Genomic DNA, 22,642 nt, shown 5'->3' with positions numbered 1-22,642 from the left:
CTCACAAGTCATATCGTACCGGATGAATGTAAAGTGTCTGTGAAGCGTGTGAAAAAAAGCGTAAACCTTTCATGAATGAGATTTACAAACCAGCCGAACTAACATCAATGTCTACTTGTTAACCGAGTTATACTGTTAGTGAGCGGAAATCGAGTAAAGCCTTCATTTGAGAATAACTAGGGGGGAATAGACGTGAAAAAAATTCAACTCACCGAACATGAGTGGACCCGCCAAAACATATGGGAAGGATGCATACTCGCCTCGATTGCCCATGCTGTTTTTATAGCGGATGCTCCTGATCTTGCGTACGAACATTCATGGGATGGTGACAACTACAGTACGAATGATGGCCAAGGAAGCAGAGGGACGGTGGCATTCGGTCAAGAGGTATATGCCGCAGGTTTCCGAAATGACCATCTCGCTTTGAACCCAGTAGATGCAAAGCAATACTTTATCGAAGCTCCGGACCAGGTACAACAAACAGCTGAACAAGAAACGCTTCAATACTTGTTAGATGAAGTGGATGGAGAGGTTCGTCCAGTCGTCACGACCGTCTTATGGGAAAGTGAACAGCACGTTTTTTCGAGTCATCCTTATGACATCATGCTTGAACGAGGAGCGGATCTTTTAGAAGTACAGGCATCAGAGTATGAAGCGGCTATTGAATTTTGGGAAGAAAATTACGAACTCACGGAACAACAACTAGCATTAGTGGAAAAACTATATCATTTAAAGTTGGAAGACCCTACTAGGCGTATTCTTTTAACGGAAGAGGACATTCAATCAATTAACGCAAATGATGTTGAAGGAATTGAAGAAAGTAGATGTTCTTTTTCTGAAATTGGAATTGAATGGCCAAGTTAATGATGATTCGATGAACAAAAGTTCTTATAAAAACGTGAGCCTGGAAGTTTACCAGGCTCACGTCATTTGTTTCTCATCATTTTTATCGTTAGGACATATCCGTTAGCGTCTGCCTCGCCTTCGCCAAGATGTCCGCTTTGACGGCATCATCCCGCCCTTGCCAGTTGCGGACCATCATCTTCATGCGTTGGTTCTTCGCGAATCGCTCCTCGTGCTTGTCGATAAAGTGCCAATACAACGCGTTGAACGGACAGGCGTCGTCCTCGGTCGTATGTTTCGGGTTGTATGTGCATCCTTTACAGTAGTCACTCATCTTATCGATATATTTTCCCGAGGCGATGTACGGCTTCGTCGCCAGCTTTCCGCCGTCCGCATGGAGCGCCATCCCGAGCACGTTCGGCAAGACGACCCAGTCGTAAGCGTCGATGTACATCTTATTGAACCAGTCGCTCGTCTGTTGTGGCGACACCTCGAACAGCGTCGCGAAGTTACCGAGCACCATGAGCCGTTGGATGTGATGGTTGTGCGCCTTCTCGATGACGGGCTTCACGCTCTGATGGATGCAGTTCATCTCCGTCTCGGCGTCCCAAAAGTAATCGGGTAAATCGCGTTCATACTTGAACGTATTGACCGACTCGTAGCCCGGCATCGACGCCACGTAGACGGCGCGCATAAATTCTCGCCATCCGAGAATTTGACGGACGAATCCTTCCACCGAGGCGAGCGGTGCGTCCGATTCCACCGCCGCTTGGACGACCTCATCCGGAGTCAGCAGTCCGATGTTGATTGCTGCGGACAACAGACTGTGTGACATGTCTTGATTGTCCGACAGCATCGCGTCTTGATACGGACCGAACGTCTCGAGTCGCTCCTCAACGAACCGTTTCAATGCCCGCCGTGCCTCACTGCGCGTCACCGGCCAGACGAACGGAGTGATGTCTCCCGGATGGTCGGCGAAATCGCGATTCACTTTTTCGATGACGTCTTTCGTGATGACGTCCGGCCGGAAATGAATCGGTGCCGGGAACGTCAGCCCGGCTTTCGGCGGCTGGCGGTTGTCCGCATCGAACGACCATTTGCCACCCCTCGGTTTCCCATCCTCGAGCAAGACGTCAAACCGTTTCCGCATCTGGCGTTGAACTACCCCCACCTACGCTTCGCTTAGAGGTGGAGGATTCCTGAGTTATTCGACCTAACGGTCGAAACCTTATCAGGCTAACCCCGTCGTCCCGACGGTTGAAGAAGCTAAGATGCGTTCTGCTTCTTGTTTGAGGTTTATTCCTGCATTCACATCGCGGTCGTGATGAATCCCGCAACTCGGGCATCTCCATTCACGCAAGCCAAGATGCTTCACGTCTTTGTGTTGATGGCCGCAACTAGAACAGAGCTGGCTCGAGGCAAAGGTTTTCCCGACCTTCACGACGGTCTTCCCGTACCAGTCGGCTTTATACTCGAGCATGCTGAAGAATTCTGACCAACTGACCTCGGAAATCGACTTGCTCAACTTGCGGTTCTTTTGCATGTTCTTCACTTGCAAAGTCTCGATTCCGATGACGTCGTGGTTTTTGACGATCTCGGTCGATACCTTATGCAGGAAGTCAGTACGCTTGTTGGCAATCTTCTCATGGATGCGCGCGACTTTTCGCTTTTGCTTCTGATAGTTCTTCGCCTCGGAAAGTCTCACTTTCCTGTTTAGGGCGATGAGCTGACGACGTGACAACTTGCGCTGTTCGCGCGCAAGTTTCTTCTCGAGCGTGCGGAAGTAGCGGTCGTTCTTGTACACCGTGCCGTCCGACAGGATGGCGAAGTTCTTCAGCCCGACGTCGACGCCGACAGATGATTCTGTCTTCGGCAGTTCGTTGATCTCATGCTCTGCGAGCAGGGACACAAAGTACTTACCCGAAGCTGTGCGTCGGATCGTGGCGTTCAAGATTCGCCCCTCGACCTGTCTGGAGTTGGAAAAACGAACCCACTTCAACTTCGGAAGTTTGAGCTTGTTACCTACGATCGAGACTTCAGGAAGTTGATTCTTCTTCTCGATATTCGTCTTGTAAGATTGTACAGGGTTGCGCTTCGACTTGAATCGAGGCCGTTCGTTCTGCTTCTTAAAGAAACGATCATACGCATCGGCTAGGTGCTTGACGCTGGATTGAAGCGAATGACTATCTACTTCCTTGAGCCAGCCGAACTCTTGTTTTAGTAAAGGAATTTCTTTCGAACAAGAACCGTAGGACAGTCCTTTGCCTGTCTCTTTGTAGGTTTCATCCCACTTCGCTAAGAAGTGGTTGAACACGAAACGCGAACAACCGATCGTCTTGGCGATCAGGATTTCCTGTTCTTTTGTCGGGTAAATTCTGAATTTGTAAGCCTTATGTTTCAACATGAATTTCACCTCCTTGGAAGGAATTATACCCAAAAGAGAGGTTGGCGATTCACCTCCCACTTTCACTTCGTTTAGAAGTGGGAGTACTCTCGCCTAATTTGATAGAAGAGCGGCACGTCCGAATGTTCGACGAGCTTATATTTCTTCCCGAACTGACGCAACTTCTTCTCCATCGCGACGTCGGTGACGGCCGTATAATGGGTTGCCTCCGGTTCGTATCGCTTGAAGTGGTCGTCCCACGCGTCCTGGAACGAATCGGCCTCATGATAGTCGACAGTGTAGCCCTTTTCTCGCAGTTCCTCAGCGAAGTGACGCATCGCCGAGAAGATGAGGACGAGTTTTTGTTTATGGTACGGCCGCCACGTCGACCGTGACGTCGCCTCAATCATGACGATGACGTCATCCTCCTCGATGTGATTGAATAGCTCGAGTTCGTGCGACAACTGATTGCCGAAAATCCAAAAGGAACGCATCGATTCAACTCCCCTCCTAAAATGGTTATGCTACACTCAATCTACCTCGATGTTATTTAGAAAGGAATGGTTCGATGCGCTTCACACGTCTCCAAACATGGATTGACAGTCAATACGAAAACCCGCGCGGCATCGTCGGGACGTATATCGGCGAGAAGATGGTCCGCCAACATCGGGTCGAAGTCGATTGGACGATTGAACAACTTCACATTCAGCCCGACCATCGTGTTCTCGACCTCGGTTGCGGGGCCGGCGACGCACTAGCACAGATCCTGCGTGGCTATGAGCACGTGCATGTGACCGGGCTCGACCGTTCCCCGACCATCGTCCGCTCGGCGCTCCGACGAAATCAAACGGACGTGCATGTTGGAAGAGCCGAAATCGTCGAAGGTGACCTCGGGACGCTCCCGTTTCCAGACGCACAGTTTGACCGTGTCTTCAGCATCCATACGCTCTATTTTTGGGAAGACGTGGCCGCCGTCCTCGCTGAAGTCGAACGCATCCTCGCACCAGGAGGGTCGTTCGTCATCACTTACTGCGACGGGAAAGGCGATGTGACGTGGGACGGCATCGCATCCATCGTGCGGGAACAGTTCATCCCTGCCGCTTCCACGCTCGGGTTCATTGACGTTCAAGAACGCCGTGGACCTGACTCGCGCGATTATCATACGGTCGCCGTAATGGGACGAAAACCAGTCTAACGTCAGCCCCGGCTCTTCCGTGTGACTGCTACACCGCCGAACCCGCTGATGATGGCAATATAGAAACCTAAATCATAGAACCAGCCGGTGTTGTTCACCTCATAGACGCGATACGTGTCATTGAACAATCCTAAAATGAGTGACACCGGTGCGATCCACCCGTGCCAGACGCCCCAAAAGAAGCCGGCCGGGTCGGTCGTGTACGTCCCGTCGCCCGGCACACAGCCGCCGAGGACGACAATCAAACTGAGCATGATGGCTAATAATCCGATTCGTTTCATAATAAATCCCTCCTGTTTGTTGTATTCCCGGTTTTAAAGAATTCAGTACGGCCTAACGTGCGCCAGACGAACAAAAACAAGCAGCGACTCATCATGAGCCGCTGCTTGTGTTTTGTTACCGCCAAAGTTGGACCGTGTTCGCGAACTCGATGTCGGTCGCGATTTCCCCATCGAGGGCATGTAAATCGAAATCTTTGCCGTCGAGCCACTCCTGAAAATCGAAGATGACCGGGTCGCGGTCGCCACCGAGGGCGAACCACGTCTCGAGCGTCTCCGGGAAGTAAGCCGCCGTGTGAATCGTGCCGGCCCAGCTCTTGTACAGCTCCGAGAAGACGCCTTTGTCCGAGTCGTTCATGAGCCGGAACGCACTCTCGGCGTCCTGGACGATATGTTGATACATCTTGATTTCCATCATCCGGCGCGTCGAATCGTCGAGATGGTAACGATTCTCGTGTTGTAGCAACTCGAAATGGTTCGTACAGATATTCGACTCGCGGACACGAACGTCACGCGGTGTCGCTTCGATGACGCGTGTCTTCGACGACTTGTCATGGACGACATACGTGAACGAGCCGCGGTGCGGAATCTCTTGAAGCAAATCGACCGCTTCCTCGACCGTGGCGCACGTCTCGAGAATCATTCGGCCAATCATCTGACAGACGAACCCATCTCCAGGCCGCCGACGGTTGATGAAGTTATAACCCATGGCGAGCCCTTTCTCGTTCATCCCGTCCATCCGGCCGGTGACACGTGAGACTGGACCGATGACGGCGTAACCCTCATCTGGCTGGAACACGTTATAGCGTCCGTCGTACGTCATCGGGTGATAGTCATAGTTACGGACGAGGAAGTTGTCGCCCGTCAAAATCGAACAGCCACTGATCGGATTATTGACCCGGAAATGACCGAAGTGAAGGAGCGTGTCGGCGAGCGTCAACTCGAGCTCGTCTTGGAGTCCGAGCAGTTCTTCCCAAATCTTCGGGGCGAACCGGTCGAACGCCTGCTTCGCCTCGCGCTCGTCAATCTCAAAGCGCGGGACGCGGAGCTTCCACTGGTCGGTCCGGTTCTCGAGCAGTTTGCTGCGCTTGATGTATTGTCCTTGAAAGCGGCCAAAGTCATAGTGACTGCCGCGGAATTGTGTGAGTTCACTTGAGACGCGTTGCATGAAAAAACCTCCCTTGCGCCTAGTATAACGGACGCAATGGAGGTATGTCTGACTTGAGACTGTTTACAACTTGAACTGTCGGCTCATGCGTTGCATGTCCTCGGCCGTGTGCGACAAATCTTTGACGAGCCGGTTCATCGTCTCGCTCGTCGCCGACATCTGTTCGGTCGAGGCGGCCACTTCCTCGTTACCAGCCGTACTCTCTTCAGAAATCGACGCGATATCAGAGAGACCACGTTTGATGTCGTCTTGGTTCGTCTTGACGCGTCCGAGCTGCCCTTGCATCGAGTTCGTCAGGCGCTGCATCTCTCGCACGCTCTGTTCAATCTCATTGAAGGCGCGCTTCGTCTCCTCGAGCGTCCGCTTGCCGTCCTCGGCAGCGTGCATGCTGTCCGTGAACGTCTCACCGAGCGCAATCGAGTTTCGTTTGACGCTACCAACGATTTCCGAAATCTCACTGACCGACCGCGCAACGCTATCGGATAACTTGCGAATCTCAGAAGCGACGACGGCGAAGCCTTTTCCATGCTCCCCGGCACGAGCCGCCTCGATGGCCGCGTTCAAGGCGAGCAAGTTCGTCTGCTCAGAGATTTGACGGATCATCGTGACGAGCGCCGTCACTTCGTCCGCCTGTTGCTCGAAGTCCTTCACCTGGCCTTGCGACTCGCGCACTTGCAGATGGATGTTCGTCATCTTGCCGACGGCATCCTCCATCAGTTCGAGCCCTTCTGCCGTCACACGACTGACGACTTCCGCTTGTTCGCTCACGCCGTTCCCGTCCTGCGCCGTCTGGTCGACGAGTCCCGAGAACTCATTCATATGTCCGTACAGTTTCATCGTGAGCACGCTCTGATTCTCGACACCGCCCGCGATTTCTTCCATCGTGAACGCGATTTGACGCGAGGCATCGTTCACTTCTTCCGAGATGCTTGCCACGTTGCCGCTCTCGTCACGCACCGTCTGGGCGGACGTTTGTAATCCGGAGATCAAGTCGCGGAGCATTTTCGTCATCTGATCCATCGAGGCGGTGAGCCGCTTGATTTCGTCATTCGCCTTCAACTGGATGTTGTCCATCTCACGAGCCGCCGTCGCCAAGTCCCCGCTCGCGATATGGGTCGCGACACGCTCGAGCTCCCGGAGCGGACGAAGTTTCCAGCCAAGGTAGCGCCAGATGATGACCGAGGCGATCCCAAGCAAGACGACGAGTCCGATGAGAATCGGCGGCAAGCTCTCTTGCAACACGTCTTCCGTCACCGCTGCGACATCACTCGCCCCTTTGTCGATTCCAAGTACACCGATGACGTCCCCGCCTTGTTTGATCGGAACGAGCACCGTCATATAGTCCCCGTACTCTGGGTCCTCGACAATCGGTGTCGTGACGGTCCCACCTTCAAACGCCGCTCTCGCGTCCGCAAACGATGTCGCCGTCGTCGGCGTTCCGATATCGACCGCGTCGGCCGCGCTCATCCCATCGACGATGATTTGAAGCTCTTCGCCGTCGGCTGCGAGTGTGTACACATACATGGCCCCGATTTGCGTCCGATACGTGTCGAGCTGTTCCCGAAACTGCTCGAACCGTTCATCTTTCGCAGGGTTCTGTAAAAATGAAGCATACGCTTCCGCGTCGATCGCCTCGCTAATCCGGGCCCCGTCCGCCAACAGGACGGCTTGCATCGAGCTCTGTACCGTATGCTTCGTACTGACGTACTGCAACACGCCGAATGTGACGATGAGTAGCGTGATGAATGCCAACATCATCGCCAAAATCCGCGTCTGTAGCGATTGTGGTTTATTTCGTTTCATGTGATTCCCTCCATTCGTCCTTACTGTATGTATCGGACGATCTCCGAAAAAACTGCACAAAAAAACGGATGATTTTCGACAAAAATCATCCGTTCGTTCATTCATTTGTCGAATCTACTACCTCGAGCGGCATCGACACCTCAGCCTCGCCCTCTTCTCCAATATGGAAGAGAGGCAGCGTCTCGGTGACGAATAGATCGGGGTTCAAATCCGCTTGATAGACGTAAGTTCGCACGTCCCCTTCGCGTTCCGCGACGAGTTCACCGAACGGAATCGGGACACGCGTGCCGTCGACTTCATAACTAATGATCGTCGTCGGATCGAGGCGACGGTCTTCGAGCATCCGAATCGTGAACAACATCGTTGAGCTGTTCGTCCGCTCGAGCGAGACCGCAATCGATTCCGATTGGCCGGCTCGCTTGTCGATCATCGCATCATCGACGTCCTGTTCGAACACGACGTTCTCCTCGACCGGATCATCTTGCACTTGTTGGCAACCGACGATGGTCGCCAATCCGAGAATCAAGGCAATCACCAATACGCGCATCTCGTTCTCTCCTCACTTCAAGGCGAAAGTGAGTTCCGCTTCACAAGCAACTTCTCCATCGACTGTCGCCACGGCGCGTCCTTTACCGATCGGTCCGCGCACTTTCAAGATTTCGACCTCGAGGCGCAATTGATCGCCCGGGACGACTTGACGTTTGAAGCGACATCCGTCGATGCCTGCGAAGAACGCGAGCTTGCCGCGGTTCGACTCTTGCTTGAGCATCGCGAACGCGCCTACTTGCGCGAGCGCTTCGACGATCAAGACGCCAGGCATGACGTTATAGTCCGGGAAATGTCCATTGAAGAACTCTTCATTCGCCGTCACATTCTTTAATCCAACGGCCCGTGTGCCTTCTTCGACTTCAAGAATTCGGTCGATGAGCAAAAACGGGTACCGATGCGGGATCACTTCTTTAATCTGTTCAATCGTGTACATGGTTCCACCACCCTTATGATGTTAGCCAAAAATCGGTGATATGGCGCCACGTGTCGATGTTGAACACGTCCTTCCACTCGCCTCCGCCAATCACGCTGTACCCAATGATGGCCCCAATCGCAAGCATCACGAAAGCCAACAGCAGGACAACGATGACGCGTAACAAGATCGGGAAACGTCGATGGTTCGATAATCGCTTCCGCTCCGTCCGCTCTTTGGACTCGGTCTGTTCCGAGCCGTTCTGTTCTTCGTTCGCCACGTCCATACATCCTTTCAGCTGAATTAATCATAACATATTAGTACCTGGTATTAAAACTATTGCATGAGTTCTATATAAGTGTAACGTATCTACCATACGTCGAACAAGCGCCCGGCCTAGGGCAAGGGCGACGCTTCTGTGAAAAATACTGCCCGCTTCCATTTATGCTGTGCTACCATAAGAGTATTCATCATTTAGGAGGGTTTATTTTTATGTGGAAAGAATTCAAAGAGTTTGCAATCAAAGGCAATGTGATCGACCTGGCCGTCGCCTTCATCCTCGGGGCCGCCTTCACGGCCATCGTCACGTCGCTCGTCAATGACATCTTCATGCCGTTCCTCGGCATCCTCATCGGCGGCATCGACTTCTCGACGCTCGCGGTGTCGGTGCTCGGCGTGAACGTGACGTACGGCAACTTCCTGCAAGAAATCGTCAAGTTCTTCCTCGTCGCCTTCGCCTTGTTCATGATGGTCAAAGTGCTGAACCGTCTAAAGCGAGAAAAAGCGGTCGAAGAGACACCGGAGCCGGAACTGTCGCGTGAAGAACAGCTCCTCTCGGAGATTCGTGACCTATTAAAAGAACGCCCGTGACCAAAAGGCGCCTGAACCGAAGTTGGTTCAGGCGTCTTTGTCGATTAACCGGAACGCTCGGCTGACGGCGTCCGTCAAGAGCGGTGCCGCTTGCTGCATCGCTTCCTCGAGCATCATCACCCGGGAAACAATCGGGAAGACGGCCTGAATCCCGACGTCCGGGACGGCAATCAGTTCTGATTGTCCGGCGAAGACGAGCGTCGGTACGTCGTACGTATGGGCAAAACGTGCCAACCCGTACGGCGCTTTCCCGTGAAGCGACTGCGCATCGAAGTGGCCTTCTCCGGTAATCAACCAGTCGACCGTCCGTAACGTCTCCTCTAGATTCGACCACCGCACGACGTCCTCGATTCCGCTCACATACACGGCCCTGAGCTGATAGAGCGCGAAACCAATCCCGCCGGCCGCACCCGCTCCCGGTTCTCCCGTCACATCACGCTCGAAACAACGGGCGTATGAGGAAAGTCGTTCCTCGTAGCTAACGACGTCTTGTGGGGCCAGTCCCTTCTGTGGTCCAAACACGGCCGCCGCCCCCTTTGGTCCGAGCAACGGGTTCGTCACGTCCGAGGCCATCCGCCACTCGACTTGACGTGCTTCCGGGAGGAGCCCTGACCAGTCGATACGACTGACGCGCTCGATGTGATGCGGGAACGGTCCAATGACATGTCCAAACTCATCGAAGAAGCGGACACCGATCGCCTCGAGCAAACCTTTTCCCCCGTCGACGGTCGCGCTCCCGCCGAGGCCGACAGTGATGCGCTTCGCCCCGCTCTTGAGCGCATGCTTGATTTGTAGCCCCGTCCCATAGGAGCTGTAGCGCCACGGGTCCAGTGTATCGACAAGTGTGAGCCCGGACGCCTCGGCGACTTCGATGACTGCTTCTCGCGTCAGTTCTAACCAACCGTACCGTGCTTGTCGCATCGTCCCATCAAGCGACATGACTTCTTGCGTGATGGTCTCGGCATCCGGATGTGTCAGGAGCCACGCATCTAAAAATCCTTCGCCTCCGTCTGAAATCGGCACCTCGATGACATCGTGTCCAGCGAGTGCCCGACAAACCGCCCGATTCGCTTCCACGCTCGTCAACGACCCTTTGAACGAATCCATCGCCACGACAATTCGCATGTCCATCCCTCCTCCTATTCAGTGTAATGCAAAAACCGCCCTTCCGAAGAAGAACGGTCTGTGATTAACGGAGTGACGTGACGAGTCCCATCATCTGGTCACTCATCGACAACGCCCGTGAATTCATCTGGTAGGCACGTTGCGTAATCGTCATGTCGGTCATCTCTTTCGTCAAATCGACGTTCGACGATTCGAGCGTCCCTTCGATCAACAGATTGCCGAGCGGACGGTCAACGTCCGCCGCCAAATCAGCCGCATAGACGTTGTTGCCGAGTGGTTGGAGCGCTGACGTGTTGCGCACCTCGACGATATCGAGACGGCCGAACTCTTGCTCGGCCCCGTTCACGCTGGCGACGACCATCCCGTCTTGACGGACGCGGTGTGCCGTCGCCTCATTCGGCATGACGATCGGGTTCCCGTCCGCACCAAGGAGGGCGTTACCGTTCACGTCGACGAGCGTCGTCGTCTCACCGACCGACAGCTGCATGTTCCCGCTCCGGGTCAATCCGACACCGTTCTCTGTCTCGACGGCGAAGAACTGGCGGCTCGCTTTCAAAAACACATCAAGGCCACGGTCCGTCTTCCGGATTTGGCCGATATTGAACTGTTGACTGATGTCAGCGACGTGGCCGCCAACGCCGATGCGAATCCCATTCGGGGTGTCGCGTCCGACTTCAAGTTCGGCACGCGGTTGATTGTCATACGACTGCGACAAGAGCGAGGCAAAGTGGGTCTGTTCCCGCTTATAGCCGGCCGTATCGACGTTGGCGATGTTATGGCCCGTCACGTCAAGTTGACGTTGAAGTTGGGTGAGCGACGAGACCGAGTTATAAATCGATTGCATGGGCTTCCTCCTTAACGAATCCGAGCGATCTCAATCGCCCGCTCGGCACTCTTGTCATACGCTTGGACAACTTTTTGGTTCGCCTCGAATTGACGGTACGTCGTCATCAAATCGGCCATCGTCCGATCGAGATCGACGTTTGCCTCTTCGATAAATCCTTGTTGGAACTGAACGTTCGCAGCAGGCGGGGCGTCTCCATTGACACGATAGTCGTTCCCGACTTGCTCGAGTGTCGTCAAGTCATCGATTTGGACGGCACCGAGCGTCGCCACGTTCTGCCCGAGTGACGTGATTTGTCCGTCACCTGACAACGTGAACTCACTTGACGGCAATTGAATCCGTTCGCCGGCGTCTGAGAGGATATACCCACCATCTGCCGAACGCAAGAAGCGTTCCTCATCGACCGCGAAGCGTCCGTTCGTCGTATAGAGCGTCTCACCGTTCTGTTCGACGGCGAACATAGCGGCACCCGTCGCGTCAGCCGGTACCTTCATATATACGTCGGTCGGGCTCCCCGTCTCGGAGATGCTTCCCGTCGAGAAACGTGGCATCGTCTCTTGCAAATACACGCCCGTCGACAACGTGCCAACCTCGCCTTGCACGCGTGAACCCGAATTTCCCGGGTGGCTCACTTGGGCGAGCAACATTTCTGGGAACGAGCGGACGACGCCGTTCGATGCCTTGAATCCAGGTGTCCGGACGTTTCCAAGGTTATTGCTCAAAATCTCTTGTTGACGTTGGAGCGCGTTCATCGCGCCCGCCGCCGTATATAATCCGCGTAACATGGTTCGTCTTCCTTTCATCGTTCAAAGTCTTCACTCTGTATATCGTACCAAATGAATGTTTCATTCACCGTTTTTTGAAAAAAAACTAAAAAAAACCACTTCGCAATGTGAAGTGGTTTTCGTCAAGCGACAATCGGGAGTTCGACCGTCATAATCGTCCCATTCCCAAGTTCAGAACGAACGCTGATCGTCCCGCCGTGCGATTCAATAATCTCCTTACAGATCGCAAGCCCAAGGCCGGTGCCTCCAATATTGCGACTCTGTTCGTTTTGGACACGGTAGAACTTCTCAAACAGTCGTTCGGCATCTGCGGGTGCCACACCCATGCCTTCGTCTTCGATGGCGATCCGGATGACATCGTCATCGCACGAGACGTTGACGGCTATATTGCCGCCGTCGGGTGAATATTTAATGGCGTTATTCAAGATATTCGAGAACACTTGACGCAGTTGCGCCGGGTCCCCGGAGACGCGAATCGTTTCATCACAATCGAAATGGAACGCATGCAACTCGGTCGAACCGGCATGAATCTCAAGAATATCGGACAATAGTTCGAACAAACTCTCGACTTTGAAGTCTTGCTGCGCGTTACCGGACTCTATCTTCTGCACGTCGAGCAGATTGCTGACGAGCCGCTCGAGCCGGGTCGTCTCGCTATGAATCATACTCAAGTAGCGTTTCCGCTTCTCTTCGTCGACCTGTCGGTGTTCAAGCAGTTCGGTAAAACCAAGAATGGATGTGAGCGGGGTACGAAGTTCGTGTGAGACCGTCGCGACGAGTTCCGTCTTCAAGCGGTCAATCTCAATCTCTTTCGTAATGTCCCGCGACACAAACATCACGCCGAAACGTTCGTCCTGCAGTTCAATCGGTTCGGCGTACATCCGTATGATACGTCTTCCCCCTTGCATCGAATACGTAAACGTTTCATCGAAGATTCCACAGTTTTTAGCCCGGTGTGTGAAGCGATTGAGACCGTCCTGATCATCGATTTGGTCCATGAACGGCTCATAAAACGCGTCAATCGGATACAAGCTCTGACGGTCGCCGAACGGGAACGGCTGCTCATACAGTTCGAACAGCGCCTCGTTGGCGAAGCGTTGGTTTGTGTCTACCTCGACAAAGACAATCGCGTCGCGCATCGTATGCAAAATGCGGGCCGTCTTCTCGCGCTCTTTCTCAAGTTCAGTATGTTGATGAATCAACGAGCTCGACATCTCCGTGAACGATTTCGATAGTTGACCAACCTCGTTTTTCATTGGATTGATTGGAATAAGCGTGGCATGCGGATCGACGGCCAGCCGTTCACTGTTCGTGATGAGCGCCTCAAGCTGTTTCGTCAACCGCACAATATATGGTTGTAGGCTAACAAAGAGGATGAACAACGCGCCGAGCAAAATGAGTAGCCACATCCATTGGGCTTTGGCGAGCTGCTCCGACAGTTCTTCCCGGAGACCCGACTCTTGAAAGTCGAGCTCGGAGCGATAGTCCGTGAATACCGATTCCATGTCGACGATGCTCGCACTCATATCGGCCGCACTATTCGAATTGAATTTGAATCGTGTCTGATTCGATGATGCGTTGCTCGGCATGAGTTGGCCGACAGTTGCCATCTGTAAGAACGGCTCATCGACCTCTCCGTTCGCTTTGGCGACAACGTAACGTTCGAGACCAGGCATGACGCGCGTCGTATAGATGGTAAAGAGCAAACGCGCCTCTTCCGCGAACGTCGTCTCTTCGTTCGTCTCGGCGTTCTGTTCAAACCAGCTCGTCTGGTCGTCGATTCGGTCTTGGGCTTGCTTGACTTCTGCTAGCAATGCATCCTCCCCAAGTAAAACGTGGCCGCGCATCTCGTATTGCATCGACTGCCATGTCTCGAACAAATCAGTCGCCCGCGAACGATGTTCACTGATCCGCTCAAGCTCGACCGTGGTTTCGCGGATCGCCTGCTGGGTATAAAAGTATGTGCCGAGTGACGTCAACGTGATTAAGGCAATCAATACATAAAACACGGTGAGGACTTGGCGGCTAATTCGTTGTTCAATCCAGCGTTTCATATATAGCCTTCTTTCATATCGATGATTAATCGGATTAGATAGTTTCGTATGTTCGGCTATTCAAAAAAGTCAGTTTCGTGTACGATAAGAAAACATTCGTCACGTTAATATGTGAACGATTAGTGTCAGTATATCGTTCGTTTCTCACAAAAAACTCACAAACCACGAAGGGAATATGCAGATGACCCCTAAATCGATTGGGCTGGTCATGTTGATGGTCTTCTTCGCGCTCGTTGGCGGCTTCGCCTTAACGCGCGGACAGACGATTGACGATTCAGTCACCGTCACACAAGGAACGGCCGATTTGACCGATTCTCGTGTGACCGAACAACTCATGCGTCTCGATGGGACGTGGCGCTTTCAATCGAGCCTGCTCGAGCGAGTCGACCGCGAGTCTTATCGACAACTCCCGCATGTGACACCACACAAGATGGCTACTTATGAAGCTGACATTTCACTGCCTCCCGGACAATACGCTTTGCGTGTGCCGCGTAACCACCCACATGTCAACCTTCTCATTGATGGAGAAGCTGTTTCACCCGTCTACGCATCGACAGATGAAGACCTTCGGCATGCCTACCTCGTTCTTCTGGATACGCATACCCCGACGTTCCGTCTGACGATTCAAACGGCTGAGACGAATGAGCTCTCGACTGGAATTTCCGATAGCCTGCTCATCGGTCCAACGAGCAATATGATGACCTATCATAATCAATACTTCAGTTATGAGTTCGTGATTATCCTCATCTCGCTCCTCATTTTTTCATTCTACGCAATCGTTCGGCTGTTCCATCGTAAGGAATCGCTCTATTTATATGGGGCTGCTTTCTTTTTCCTCGTCAGCGTCTCGCTTATGACGAATGATCAAATGATCGTATTCGAAATCGTCCCTATGATGTCTTACGTTTTGGCCCATAAATTAAATTTGATTACGGCATTACTGAGTGTCGCGATGTTAATCAACTTTGCGTTACGTCTCGAACGCGTCCCGTTTCGACACTTTTTGAAGTACGCGTCCTACCCGTTCTATGCGTTCAGTCTGATCGCCTTGGTGCTGCCAGAAGGTGCGCACGCGACGTTCGACCAATTCCCTTGGGTGTATGTCTTGTTCATCACGTTCTTCTGGACCGGGCTGAACATCAATTGGCTGTTCGAACGAAAAAACGACGGCTATCCGTTCGAATTTCTCGTGTTCACGATCTCACTCATCATCGGCTATGTCGGCCAGTTGATCAACGTTCTGATTGACCACCCGAACCAAGAACTGTATACGAGCGTCATGTCGCTCATTTACTTCCTGCTCATGTTCACGTTGCTCCCGATTCACTTGTCGACGGATAAACGGAAAAAGCGTGAAGTGCAGACGTTCGCCAACCAAAGTGAGATTTCGTTCTTCAACGCCCAAATCAAGCCGCACTTCCTATACAACACGTTCGGGAACGTGATTGCGCTCTGTTACACGGCACCGACCGAGGCGGCACGTTTGCTCAGCCATTTGAGCACATATGTCCGCTTCATCTTCGAGAATGGGCGGACCGAGAACGATATCTCGCTCAAGCAAGAACTCGACGTCATCGACTCGTATTTGATGATTGAGCAGACTCGCTTCAATGATGCGTTCACCATCACGAAAGATATCGACGAATCCGTCCTCAACGCCTTGATTCCACCGCTGTTATTGCAACCGCTCGTCGAGAACGCGGTACAGCATGGGTTGATGAAGCAACCAGGTATCAAACGGCTCATGTTGTCGATCCAGTCCTCAGATGATGCAATCGATATCCGGATTGCCGACAACGGCATCGGGTTCAATCCGACACCGCACTTGAGAAAATCGAATGGAATTGGTATCCCGAATGTCAAGAATCGGATCGACTTCATATCAGATGCCACATTTAAATTAAATTCTGAACCAGGGGTCGGAACGCATGTGCATATCCGACTCCCAAAACGAGAGAGGATGAACGAGCAACATGCGCACGATTTTGATTGAAGATGAGCACCATATTTTAAGGATGATGGAACGCCTCATCCAAGCTGAACCAAACTTGAAATGGATGGGGTCGTTCCACGATCCGTTCCAAGCACTTGAATTTTTAGCAAACCAGGAAGTCGACCTCGTCTTTCTCGATATCGAGATGCCCCAGATGAACGGTCTCGATTTCGCCAAACGATTGCCCGAGACGACTCAAGTCGTCTTCACGACGGCGCACAGCCAATACGCGGTCGATGCGTTCAACCTGCAAGCGACGCACTATCTGCTCAAACCGATTACCGAACAGATGATTCACGACCTCATTCCTCGCGTCGAGAAACGATACAAGGAGACAATGTCGACCGAGCATCACCGGACGTGTACGATTCAATGTCTCGACCACTTCTCGGTCAAGACGCAAGACGGTGACCTCGTCAAATGGCCGACACAGAAGACCGAGGAGCTGTTCGCCTACTTGATTTTCCATCGTGATAAAGTGGTCAATAAATGGCTGATTGCCGAGACGCTCTATCCAGAGATTGATGAGCCGCAGCGGGCGCTCCACAACGTCTATAACCTCGTCTACCGCTTGAAGAAGACGCTCGCCGAGTATGATTTGAGTATCTCGGTCCAGACGATCAACAACGGCTACTCGCTCCATTTGGACGACGTCTGTCTTTGCGATTACCATGACTGGTTAGATGCGAAAGAAAAGCCGTTCCCGCAAACGGATTTGTCCACTCGACTCTTCGTCGACAAAGACTATACATGGCATTAAAAAGAGCTTCTCCCTTGAATTGGGAGAAGCTCTTTTTAGCGTCCGACGAAGCCACCGTCGACGTGAAGATGTTGCCCATTGACCCAGGCCCCGTCCGACCCCATGAGGAACGCGATATAGCGGGCCGTGTCTTCGGGTGTCCCGACACGTCCATGCGGGAACAGCGGTACGAGTTGTTGACGGAGCCCGTCATCAATCCAACCCGAATCGGTCGGGCCCGGGTCGAGCGCATTCACAGAGATTCCGTACTGCCCTGCCCCGTTAGCGAGCGCCGGCGTGATGGCGATTAACATGCCTTTCGTGGCGATATAAGCCAAGTTGGATGCATCTGCTCCCCCGGACACCATGAACAGGATGCGTCCGTCCGTATGCCCAGCCTGTTTGTATCGCTCGATGAAGGCGAACGTCAGACCGAGCGTCCCTTCATTGTTGACGAGATAATGCCGGCGAAGTGTCTCGGTCGTGAACGTATCGACGCTCACGTGCCGTTCATACGTCGCGTTGTTGATGAGACGGCTCGGAGTACCGAGCGCCGCTTCGACGCGGTTGAGTAGCCCTTCTGCGTCTCCAGACGCCAAATCATACGCTTCGTGTGCGACACGGGCCCCTGATGCCCGTAATTCGTCGACGAAGCCGTCGATGAAGTCCGGTTCCGCTCCGACGCCTTCCGTGCCGTCAAACGGGCTCCAATGCGTGAGATACAAGTCATGGCCTGACGTAGCGAGTTTTCGCGCGATGGCTGCCCCGATGCCTTGCGTCCGACTGACGCCGGTAATGAGTGTGAGTGGTCGTGTCATTTAATGATCCCCTTTAGTCCCTAATTTGGTGAGAAAATACGGTCCCCAGTCCGCTTCGTGCGGAATGACATACGTCCACGTGTAAGCCGGGTCGACGATATAGATGTCCGCATAGTCCATGGTTTCGACAATCAACTCTTTCCTGGCAAGTGGTTGTGCTTTCGTCAAGTCGAGTTCGAGCACATCGTTCGAGTGTTGAAAAAAGAGCATCGCTTTCCACTTCCCTGCCCGTTCGAACGCATGCTCAGCAGCCGTTCCGACGAGACAGCCGTCAGCCCCTGCCCCGATATCCTCCCATAGATAAGGGGAAAGCCGTGTCCGCTGTTCCGGTCGTATGAAGTGCGCCACCCATGTCTGACGCGCTTCCTCACCTCGGTCTTCAACCTCCGTGACCTCGACTCCTTTCGCCGTCAATCGCTCAATCAATGGATTCATCTGCAGCCCTCCCTCTCTTATTCTATCCATTTCCAGGAAATTCAGACAGTGTTGAACGCAAAAAAAGCACGACGCCTACTGACGTCGTGCCTTTAGATGATCTTACTTCAAACGATCCAAGTGCTCGAGCATGATGCCCGTGCCATGCGCGACGCTGAGCGTCGGCTCTTCGGCAATCATGACCGGCAATCCGACACGCTCGGCGACGAGCTGGTCGATCCCGTGGAGGAGCGAGCCGCCACCTGTCATGATGATGCCGCGGTCGATGATATCGGCCGCAAGTTCCGGAGGCGTCTGTTCGAGGACGCGCTTCGTTGCTTCGACGATCTCATTTGCCGATTCAGCCATCGCTTCACGGAGTTCTTCCGACGTGATGGTTACCGTACGCGGAAGCCCACGCACCATGTCACGACCTCGGATATCCATCGTCTCGTTACGTCCGCCTGGGAAGACCGTCGCAATCTCTTTCTTGATTTGCTCGGCCGTCCGCTCACCGATGACGAGCTTATGCTTGTCTTTGATGGCGCGGAGGATGTCCGTATCGAACCGATCCCCGGCGATTTTAATCGTTTCGCCGCAGACGATATCGCCCATCGAGAGGATGGCAACGTCTGTCGTCCCGCCACCGATGTCGACAATCATATGACCGACCGGCTTCCAGATGTCCATGCCTGAACCGACGGCTGCTGCCTTCGGTTCTACGGCGAGGAAGACTTCTTTCGCGCCGGCCTTCTCGGCCGCCTCACGGATCGCTTTCGCTTCAACCGGTGTCACGTTTGCCGGTGTACAGATGAGCATGCGGATGCCGCCAAAGAAACCGCGGACTTGGATCTTCTCGACGAAATGGCGAAGCATCTCTTCGGTTGTCGCGAAGTCAGCGATGACCCCATCACGGAGTGGACGGATGGCGACGATGTCACCTGGCGTACGTCCGACCATCTGATACGCTTCCGTTCCGACAGCGAGTACTTTCCCTGTCGAACGCTTGATGGCAACGACGGATGGCTCGTCGAGGACGATGCCTCGACCTTTGACGTGGATGACGACGTTTGCTGTTCCTAAATCAATCCCGATATCTTTTGAAAACATGGTGTGTAGGTTCCTCCGTTCGTTACTTCATTGAAAAGAGCGAGAAGAGTCTCTCCTCGCTCCTATGAGTCTATTAATTAGTTCTTGACCATTTCTTCGGCAACTTCGACGTTCCCTTGGATTCGCTCGATGTCAGCACCAAGCGCTTGCAATTTCTTGTGGAAGTCGACGTAGCCACGGTCGATGTGGTAGAGATCGCCAACGCGTGTCTCTTCGTCCGCGATGAGTCCCGCGAGGACGAGGGCTGCTCCGGCACGAAGGTCAGTCGAGACGACTTCAGCACCTTGGAGGCGAACGCCGCCTTTGATGATTGCCGAGCGTCCTTCGATTTTAATGTCTGCGTTCATGCGGCGGAATTCTTCGACGTGCATGAAGCGGTTCTCGAACACTGTTTCGGTGATGACCGATGTGCCGCCAGCTTTCAAGACGAGCGCCATCATTTGTGCTTGGATGTCAGTCGGGAAACCAGGGTGTGGCATCGTCTTCACGTCGACCGGCTTCAACACATCCGGTGCGATGACACGCATGCCTTCTGACGTATCCTCGAACTTGACGCCCATTTCTTCCATCTTCGAGATGAGTGGGCGAAGGTGCTCGCGCTCAGCGCCGATGACTTCGATGTCGCCACCTGTGATCGCTCCAGCAACGAGGAACGTACCGGCTTCGATGCGGTCAGGGATGATTGAATGCTCGGCACCATGGAGTTTCTCCACGCCTTCGATTCGAATCGTTTCTGTACCGGCACCGCGGACGTGTGCGCCCATACCGTTCAAGAAGTTGGCAAGGTCGACGATTTCAGGTTCTTTGGCGACGTTTTCGATGACCGTTGTTCCTTCAGCAAGGACTGCCGCCATCATGATGTTCTCTGTCGCGCCGACAGATGGGAAGTCCAAGTAGATCTTCGCACCTTTCAAGCGACCGTCGACCGAAGCTTCGACGAAACCGTTGCCGATGACCGTCTTCGCGCCCATTGCCTCGAAGCCTTTTAAGTGGAGGTCAATCGGACGTGACCCGATCGAGCAACCGCCTGGCATTGCGACACGCGCATGCCCAAGACGAGCAAGGAGAGGACCCATGACAAGGATCGAGGCACGCATCTTGCGGACGTACTCAAGCGGCGCCTCGTCTTTGATTGTGCCCGACGCATCGACAGTGACTTCGTTATTTGCTTCGTCAAACGCAACCTCTGCACCAAGGTGGCGAAGTACTTTGTTAATCGTGTACACATCAGCGAGGCGTGGCACGTTTTGAAGTACCGACTTTCCTTCGCTTGCTAAAAGAGTGGCAACCAATGTTTTGAGTACGGCGTTTTTAGCTCCTTCAACACGCACAGTACCTGACAATTTACGTCCTCCACGGACTACAATCAAATCCTTCATATCTCTCTTTGTCCTCCAACTTCGTTGTTTTTTTGTTTTATACGTCGATATCCTCTACCGGATGTGGTTATGTCGATTACTACGATGGTTTGTAACACGTGACGCTTCATCAGAGAGAAAAATAATAATAAAAGCACTCATAAAATTCTGATGAAAAATTCGTCATGTCAGACGAATTTATCCTACACGATAAACATATAAGAAACGTTACAGCAGGATTACAGTTTAGTAATCGTTTCCCTGCCTACTGTAATGGTGCGAGCGCCTGGGCCAATCGGATATACTCCAAAAAGAACTGGGCGATCAGTGAACCGAAGACGACGGCCACGAGGACACGCAAGACTGCTGCTTGCGGACTCCTCACTTGATTGAGCAGGCGGTCCCATTTGACCGGCATGAGTGCCCACCAAGCGACGTAGATCGCTACGACGTAAATGACGAGCGATAACACGGTGTTCAACATCGACGATTCCCCTCTTTTCAAAAATTCGTACCATTTTTAATCATAGCATGTCACGTCAGAGAAAAAAAGACTTAGCGTTTAAGTGAGTGGTGGAATGGGTTCATCCGATCAACTCGCTTTCTCTCCATAAACCGCATACAAAAAGGAACGTCAATCGGCGCATGGCCTTAGTACAGTAATTGACGTCCCTTCAACATTTCAAACATTATTCACTTCAGCATCATAAGTTTGGCTCCAACGGATGGCTTCGACGTAGTATCGAGACAAGTCCGGCATCGTCTCATCGACGTCGACCGTCAACCGCTCATAGGCGAGCACCGTATTGAGCAAACCGCGCAACTCGTTGTCTTCCCCGAGAAGCGCCGCTTTGACGACGGGTTCGACCGGAAGCTCCGAGACGAGCGTATGCATCGTCTCGTCCAAGATGACGTCAAGCGACGAGAAGATACCCGTGATGAACGCGTCGAACGCCGTCACGTGCGGCAGCGTCTCGGCCGCGATCAGTTCCATCATCTTGCCGCGGATGACACTCTGTTTAATCAATTCTTTCGATTCGGATGTCTGCAACTCACGCAACAACATCAAGTAGGACCAACGCCGCATCTCATCGAGCCCGATGCGCGCGACGGCCTGTTCAATCGATTGAATCGTGTGACGTCCCTTTTGATAAACCGTGTTGACCGAGCGTAACATTTTATACGACAAGTCGACGCTTCGTTCGATTTGGCTGGCGATGCGTCGGAAGTCCGGTTCCGGCTTATCGAGTTCCTTCAGCACTTCGACGAGCGTATGCCGGAGCGGATGGACCTCGGCACCGTGGACGACCGTCGGCCGACTGAAGAAGTAGCCTTGGAACATGTGATAGCCGAGCTTCTTGGCAATCTCATATTCGAACGGTGTCTCGATTTTCTCCGCTAGAAATTCGACGCGATGGCCGAGGGCGTCGATGAGCCGCTTCTGTTGGTCGATCGGTGTCGCCTGGTAGTCGATTTTGATGATATCGGCGAGTCCGATGAGTGGCCGATACTTCTCTTCGAACACGAAGTCGTCGAGGGCGATCGTATAGCCTTTCCGACGTAACGAACGTAACGCCGCCAAGACTTTCTCCGTCGGTTCGACATGCTCGAGCACCTCGACGACGAGCGTCTGCCGCGGCAATAAAGCCGGTACCTCGCTCTCAATCAAGTTTTGCGGAAAGTTAATGAACGCTCTCGTCCCTTCCGTCAACTCCCGAAAGTTGAAGACGAGATAGGCGTTATGAATCACGTCGGCGGTCGCAAGTGCGTCATCGACATGTTCAAATATATTTTTCTCGCTGCGGCGATATAACAGTTCATAGCCACAGACGCGTAATTTTTGATCAAAGATCGGTTGGCGCGCAACATAAACTTTCATCCCATTGTCTCCTTTACCGTAG

At 53.0% G+C, this 22,642-nt stretch carries 24 protein-coding genes; 5 read left to right on the top strand and 19 right to left on the bottom strand.

The features are described 5' to 3' along the window. The first annotated feature begins 192 nt into the window (after positions 1-192). A complete protein-coding gene (locus tag KNP68_RS03940) occupies positions 193-864 on the top strand; it encodes a hypothetical protein (RefSeq protein ID WP_131471409.1) in 672 nt (223 codons plus the stop codon). An 88-nt stretch (positions 865-952) separates the two neighbouring features. On the opposite strand, the gene KNP68_RS03935 is transcribed toward KNP68_RS03940, so the two are convergent. The 3 genes from KNP68_RS03935 to KNP68_RS03925 form a co-directional block, all read right to left on the bottom strand. Further along, positions 953-1,993: a cryptochrome/photolyase family protein gene (locus KNP68_RS03935; RefSeq protein ID WP_242678945.1), complete on the bottom strand. Its 1,041-nt coding sequence runs from the start codon at positions 1,991-1,993 to the stop codon at positions 953-955. An 81-nt stretch (positions 1,994-2,074) separates the two neighbouring features. Then, positions 2,075-3,247 (bottom strand): IS200/IS605 family element RNA-guided endonuclease TnpB, encoded by a 1,173-nt coding sequence (gene tnpB / locus KNP68_RS03930; RefSeq protein WP_131471411.1) that lies wholly within the window; start codon positions 3,245-3,247, stop codon positions 2,075-2,077. A 71-nt stretch (positions 3,248-3,318) separates the two neighbouring features. After that, entirely contained in the window at positions 3,319-3,720 is a 402-nt protein-coding gene (locus KNP68_RS03925) for a cryptochrome/photolyase family protein (protein ID WP_242678947.1), read from the bottom strand. A 74-nt stretch (positions 3,721-3,794) separates the two neighbouring features. Here KNP68_RS03925 and KNP68_RS03920 point away from each other — a divergent pair, with 74 nt between their 5' ends. Beyond that, positions 3,795-4,421, top strand: coding sequence for a class I SAM-dependent methyltransferase (locus KNP68_RS03920; protein WP_131471413.1), 627 nt, complete (start codon positions 3,795-3,797; stop codon positions 4,419-4,421). 2 nt (positions 4,422-4,423) lie between these two features. On the opposite strand, the gene KNP68_RS03915 is transcribed toward KNP68_RS03920, so the two are convergent. From KNP68_RS03915 to KNP68_RS03890, 6 genes are all read right to left on the bottom strand, one after another. Next, positions 4,424-4,702: a membrane protein gene (locus tag KNP68_RS03915; protein WP_029594708.1), complete on the bottom strand. Its 279-nt coding sequence runs from the start codon at positions 4,700-4,702 to the stop codon at positions 4,424-4,426. 115 nt (positions 4,703-4,817) lie between these two features. Next, the gene (locus tag KNP68_RS03910; RefSeq protein ID WP_058764784.1) at positions 4,818-5,867 is read right to left on the bottom strand and encodes a C45 family autoproteolytic acyltransferase/hydrolase; all 1,050 of its coding nucleotides are present in this window, start codon (positions 5,865-5,867) and stop codon (positions 4,818-4,820) included. A 63-nt stretch (positions 5,868-5,930) separates the two neighbouring features. Then, complete coding sequence (locus KNP68_RS03905; protein WP_214798705.1) at positions 5,931-7,670, bottom strand: methyl-accepting chemotaxis protein; 1,740 nt, start codon at positions 7,668-7,670, stop codon at positions 5,931-5,933. Between the two features lie 97 nt (positions 7,671-7,767). Further along, positions 7,768-8,217, bottom strand: a complete 450-nt coding sequence (locus KNP68_RS03900) for a hypothetical protein (RefSeq protein WP_021066157.1) — start codon at positions 8,215-8,217, stop codon at positions 7,768-7,770. Between the two features lie 12 nt (positions 8,218-8,229). Then, positions 8,230-8,652 carry a 3-hydroxyacyl-ACP dehydratase FabZ gene (gene fabZ, locus KNP68_RS03895; RefSeq protein ID WP_029594702.1) on the bottom strand — a complete coding sequence of 141 codons (423 nt, stop codon included), beginning with the start codon at positions 8,650-8,652 and terminating at the stop codon, positions 8,230-8,232. A 13-nt stretch (positions 8,653-8,665) separates the two neighbouring features. After that, positions 8,666-8,917: a DNA-directed RNA polymerase subunit beta gene (locus KNP68_RS03890; RefSeq protein ID WP_029594701.1), complete on the bottom strand. Its 252-nt coding sequence runs from the start codon at positions 8,915-8,917 to the stop codon at positions 8,666-8,668. Positions 8,918-9,123: 206 nt separating this feature from the next. Between KNP68_RS03890 and mscL the strand changes: the two genes are divergently transcribed. Further along, a complete protein-coding gene (gene mscL / locus KNP68_RS03885) occupies positions 9,124-9,501 on the top strand; it encodes a large-conductance mechanosensitive channel protein MscL (RefSeq protein WP_214798702.1) in 378 nt (125 codons plus the stop codon). 27 nt (positions 9,502-9,528) lie between these two features. Here mscL and KNP68_RS03880 read toward each other — a convergent pair whose 3' ends face one another. From KNP68_RS03880 to KNP68_RS03865, 4 genes are all read right to left on the bottom strand, one after another. Beyond that, complete coding sequence (locus tag KNP68_RS03880; RefSeq protein WP_251131447.1) at positions 9,529-10,626, bottom strand: glycerate kinase family protein; 1,098 nt, start codon at positions 10,624-10,626, stop codon at positions 9,529-9,531. A gap of 64 nt (positions 10,627-10,690) precedes the next feature. Next, positions 10,691-11,470, bottom strand: coding sequence for a flagellar hook-basal body protein (locus tag KNP68_RS03875; RefSeq protein WP_214798699.1), 780 nt, complete (start codon positions 11,468-11,470; stop codon positions 10,691-10,693). Between the two features lie 11 nt (positions 11,471-11,481). Beyond that, positions 11,482-12,255 (bottom strand): flagellar hook-basal body protein, encoded by a 774-nt coding sequence (locus tag KNP68_RS03870; protein WP_029594697.1) that lies wholly within the window; start codon positions 12,253-12,255, stop codon positions 11,482-11,484. A 122-nt stretch (positions 12,256-12,377) separates the two neighbouring features. Then, positions 12,378-14,309, bottom strand: a complete 1,932-nt coding sequence (locus tag KNP68_RS03865) for a sensor histidine kinase (protein ID WP_131471425.1) — start codon at positions 14,307-14,309, stop codon at positions 12,378-12,380. 181 nt (positions 14,310-14,490) lie between these two features. Between KNP68_RS03865 and KNP68_RS03860 the strand changes: the two genes are divergently transcribed. Both KNP68_RS03860 and KNP68_RS03855 read left to right on the top strand, forming a co-directional pair. Beyond that, entirely contained in the window at positions 14,491-16,302 is a 1,812-nt protein-coding gene (locus KNP68_RS03860) for a sensor histidine kinase (RefSeq protein WP_029594695.1), read from the top strand. Further along, entirely contained in the window at positions 16,283-17,062 is a 780-nt protein-coding gene (locus KNP68_RS03855; protein WP_029594694.1) for a response regulator, read from the top strand. Before KNP68_RS03860 ends, KNP68_RS03855 begins: the two co-directional genes overlap by 20 nt. A 35-nt stretch (positions 17,063-17,097) precedes the next feature. Here the strand turns inward: KNP68_RS03855 and KNP68_RS03850 are convergent, their stop codons facing one another. The 6 genes from KNP68_RS03850 to KNP68_RS03825 form a co-directional block, all read right to left on the bottom strand. Further along, positions 17,098-17,859 (bottom strand): SDR family oxidoreductase, encoded by a 762-nt coding sequence (locus KNP68_RS03850; protein WP_029594693.1) that lies wholly within the window; start codon positions 17,857-17,859, stop codon positions 17,098-17,100. Continuing rightward, positions 17,860-18,294: a DUF4275 family protein gene (locus KNP68_RS03845; RefSeq protein ID WP_051627671.1), complete on the bottom strand. Its 435-nt coding sequence runs from the start codon at positions 18,292-18,294 to the stop codon at positions 17,860-17,862. Between the two features lie 102 nt (positions 18,295-18,396). Beyond that, positions 18,397-19,383, bottom strand: coding sequence for a rod shape-determining protein (gene mreB, locus KNP68_RS03840; protein ID WP_021066145.1), 987 nt, complete (start codon positions 19,381-19,383; stop codon positions 18,397-18,399). Between the two features lie 77 nt (positions 19,384-19,460). Beyond that, positions 19,461-20,762, bottom strand: coding sequence for a UDP-N-acetylglucosamine 1-carboxyvinyltransferase (gene murA, locus KNP68_RS03835; protein WP_029594691.1), 1,302 nt, complete (start codon positions 20,760-20,762; stop codon positions 19,461-19,463). Positions 20,763-21,006: 244 nt separating this feature from the next. Continuing rightward, positions 21,007-21,225 (bottom strand): DUF1146 family protein, encoded by a 219-nt coding sequence (locus KNP68_RS03830; protein ID WP_021066143.1) that lies wholly within the window; start codon positions 21,223-21,225, stop codon positions 21,007-21,009. Between the two features lie 198 nt (positions 21,226-21,423). Continuing rightward, a complete protein-coding gene (locus KNP68_RS03825) occupies positions 21,424-22,620 on the bottom strand; it encodes an EAL and HDOD domain-containing protein (RefSeq protein WP_029594690.1) in 1,197 nt (398 codons plus the stop codon). Between the last annotated feature and the right edge of the window lie 22 nt (positions 22,621-22,642).

The sequence above is a fragment of the Exiguobacterium sp. s50 genome (assembly GCF_018618175.1).
Lineage (GTDB): Bacteria > Bacillota > Bacilli > Exiguobacteriales > Exiguobacteriaceae > Exiguobacterium > Exiguobacterium chiriqhucha.
This window is presented reverse-complemented; position numbering and strand designations above follow the sequence as displayed.

Bases quoted from the DNA above. Each gene is read 5' to 3' on its own strand.
- KNP68_RS03830 (WP_021066143.1), bottom strand. From the start codon at position 21,225: ATGTTGAACACCGTGTTATCGCTCGTCATTTACGTCGTAGCGATCTAC.
- KNP68_RS03935 (WP_242678945.1), bottom strand. From the start codon at position 1,993: ATGCGGAAACGGTTTGACGTCTTGCTCGAGGATGGGAAACCGAGGGGT.
- mscL (WP_214798702.1), top strand. From the start codon at position 9,124: ATGTGGAAAGAATTCAAAGAGTTTGCAATCAAAGGCAATGTGATCGAC.
- KNP68_RS03915 (WP_029594708.1), bottom strand. From the start codon at position 4,702: ATGAAACGAATCGGATTATTAGCCATCATGCTCAGTTTGATTGTCGTC.
- KNP68_RS03850 (WP_029594693.1), bottom strand. From the start codon at position 17,859: ATGACACGACCACTCACACTCATTACCGGCGTCAGTCGGACGCAAGGC.
- KNP68_RS03825 (WP_029594690.1), bottom strand. From the start codon at position 22,620: ATGAAAGTTTATGTTGCGCGCCAACCGATCTTTGATCAAAAATTACGC.
- murA (WP_029594691.1), bottom strand. From the start codon at position 20,762: ATGAAGGATTTGATTGTAGTCCGTGGAGGACGTAAATTGTCAGGTACT.
- KNP68_RS03875 (WP_214798699.1), bottom strand. From the start codon at position 11,470: ATGCAATCGATTTATAACTCGGTCTCGTCGCTCACCCAACTTCAACGT.
- KNP68_RS03890 (WP_029594701.1), bottom strand. From the start codon at position 8,917: ATGGACGTGGCGAACGAAGAACAGAACGGCTCGGAACAGACCGAGTCC.
- KNP68_RS03880 (WP_251131447.1), bottom strand. From the start codon at position 10,626: ATGCGAATTGTCGTGGCGATGGATTCGTTCAAAGGGTCGTTGACGAGC.
- KNP68_RS03905 (WP_214798705.1), bottom strand. From the start codon at position 7,670: ATGAAACGAAATAAACCACAATCGCTACAGACGCGGATTTTGGCGATG.
- KNP68_RS03925 (WP_242678947.1), bottom strand. From the start codon at position 3,720: ATGCGTTCCTTTTGGATTTTCGGCAATCAGTTGTCGCACGAACTCGAG.
- fabZ (WP_029594702.1), bottom strand. From the start codon at position 8,652: ATGTACACGATTGAACAGATTAAAGAAGTGATCCCGCATCGGTACCCG.
- mreB (WP_021066145.1), bottom strand. From the start codon at position 19,383: ATGTTTTCAAAAGATATCGGGATTGATTTAGGAACAGCAAACGTCGTC.
- KNP68_RS03845 (WP_051627671.1), bottom strand. From the start codon at position 18,294: ATGAATCCATTGATTGAGCGATTGACGGCGAAAGGAGTCGAGGTCACG.
- KNP68_RS03920 (WP_131471413.1), top strand. From the start codon at position 3,795: ATGCGCTTCACACGTCTCCAAACATGGATTGACAGTCAATACGAAAAC.
- tnpB (WP_131471411.1), bottom strand. From the start codon at position 3,247: ATGTTGAAACATAAGGCTTACAAATTCAGAATTTACCCGACAAAAGAA.
- KNP68_RS03910 (WP_058764784.1), bottom strand. From the start codon at position 5,867: ATGCAACGCGTCTCAAGTGAACTCACACAATTCCGCGGCAGTCACTAT.
- KNP68_RS03900 (WP_021066157.1), bottom strand. From the start codon at position 8,217: ATGCGCGTATTGGTGATTGCCTTGATTCTCGGATTGGCGACCATCGTC.
- KNP68_RS03870 (WP_029594697.1), bottom strand. From the start codon at position 12,255: ATGTTACGCGGATTATATACGGCGGCGGGCGCGATGAACGCGCTCCAA.
- KNP68_RS03865 (WP_131471425.1), bottom strand. From the start codon at position 14,309: ATGAAACGCTGGATTGAACAACGAATTAGCCGCCAAGTCCTCACCGTG.
- KNP68_RS03855 (WP_029594694.1), top strand. From the start codon at position 16,283: ATGCGCACGATTTTGATTGAAGATGAGCACCATATTTTAAGGATGATG.
- KNP68_RS03860 (WP_029594695.1), top strand. From the start codon at position 14,491: ATGACCCCTAAATCGATTGGGCTGGTCATGTTGATGGTCTTCTTCGCG.